Below are 1,364 nucleotides of genomic sequence, written 5' to 3'. Positions count from 1 at the left end.
CGGTTGTGGTCTGTCGGGACATCGCTGACAGGTTTCTGTCGGGACATCGCTGACAGTCATGATCGACTAGCCGGTGGTGGGGCGAGGTCGGCGGGCGCGGTAGTCATGGTCTTCGGCGGTCGGGTAGTTGCTCTTGCCGGGTTGGACGGTGACAGCCCGCACGAAGCGGTGACCGTCGAGCAGCGTGATGCGCTGGCCGTCGCGGATGGCGGTGATGTGGTGTCCGGCCCACGCTCTGCCCAGCCCGATGACGGCTGCGACGCCGACGGTGAGGAAGCCGGTGGGGGCCACCTTGAGATGGGCGACGATGACGCGGTCGGGGATGGGCCGGTCGGCGGGCCGGGCCGATGCGGTGGCGGCGAACACGGCGGCGGGAGTGCGACGGCCGAGAGATCGGTGGGGGCGGCGGGTGTTGTAGTACTCGACGAACACGGTCAGGTCGGCGCGCAGGGCTTCGATGGTGTCGTGGGGGCCGTGGGCGGTCAGCCACTTCTTCAGCGTCTGCCAGAACCGTTCGATCTTGCCGCAGGTCTGCGGGTGGTAGCTGCGCGAGCAGATCGTCTCGACCCCGAGGGCGCCCAGGTTGCGTTCGAACTCGACCACGAAGTTGCGGCGTTTGCCGGAGTAGACGACCCCGTTGTCGGTCAGGGACCGCTGCGGGACACCCCAGCGTTGCAGCGCCGATTCCATCACCGACCAGACCAGCACCGCGGTGCCTTCCCCGACGGCGGCGTCCAGGCCCACGACCACCCGGGAGTGGTCGTCGAGGGTGCCGGCGATCGCGACGAGGGTGCCGTCGGTCAGGTGCCATTCGGTGTAGTCGGACTGCCAGCACTCGTTCGGGCGGGCATAGACGAACCGGTGCGTGGCGGACTTCGGCCGCCGCTGCGGCACCGGCGTGACCAGTCCGCGGCGGGTCAAGATCCGCGCCACCGTCGAGATCGACGGCACCGCAGCGTCGGCCAGGTCGGCGGCCGCCAGCGCATCGGCAAGCGCCGACCAGATCGAGTCCGGACCGTTGTCAGCGCCGTCGTCGCCGAGCTGCTTGCGGACCCGAACGATCACCTCCTCAACCTCGGCTGGGGTGGCGTTGGGGCTGCGGTGCGGTGCCCGTGACCGCTCCTGCAGGGCCTCCACCCCACCTTCGACGAACCGCCTCCTGAACTTGTAGAACGTCTGCCTACTGATGTGGTGCTTCACGCAGAACGCCGTCACGTCGAGGGTCTCGTCGGCGTAAGCGATCGCCATCCGAACGTCCATCGGAGCCACCTTCTGGGCCATGCACCACCGTGCACGACCACGCTCGAGGTGTCACCGATGTCCCGACAGATCCGGTGTCAGCGATGTCCTGACGCAGGACAACC

1 protein-coding gene is annotated in these 1,364 nt (G+C 68.5%); it reads right to left on the bottom strand.

Annotated features, from left to right (window positions below):
• Positions 1-66: 66 nt before the first annotated feature.
• A complete protein-coding gene (locus ACXR2U_RS24050) occupies positions 67-1,260 on the bottom strand; it encodes an integrase core domain-containing protein (protein ID WP_458827622.1) in 1,194 nt (397 codons plus the stop codon).
• Positions 1,261-1,364 lie beyond the last annotated feature (104 nt).

It is taken from the genome of Jatrophihabitans sp. YIM 134969 (genome assembly GCF_054456675.1).
Note: the sequence above shows the minus strand (reverse complement) of the source record. Positions and strands in the feature narration are given on the sequence as shown.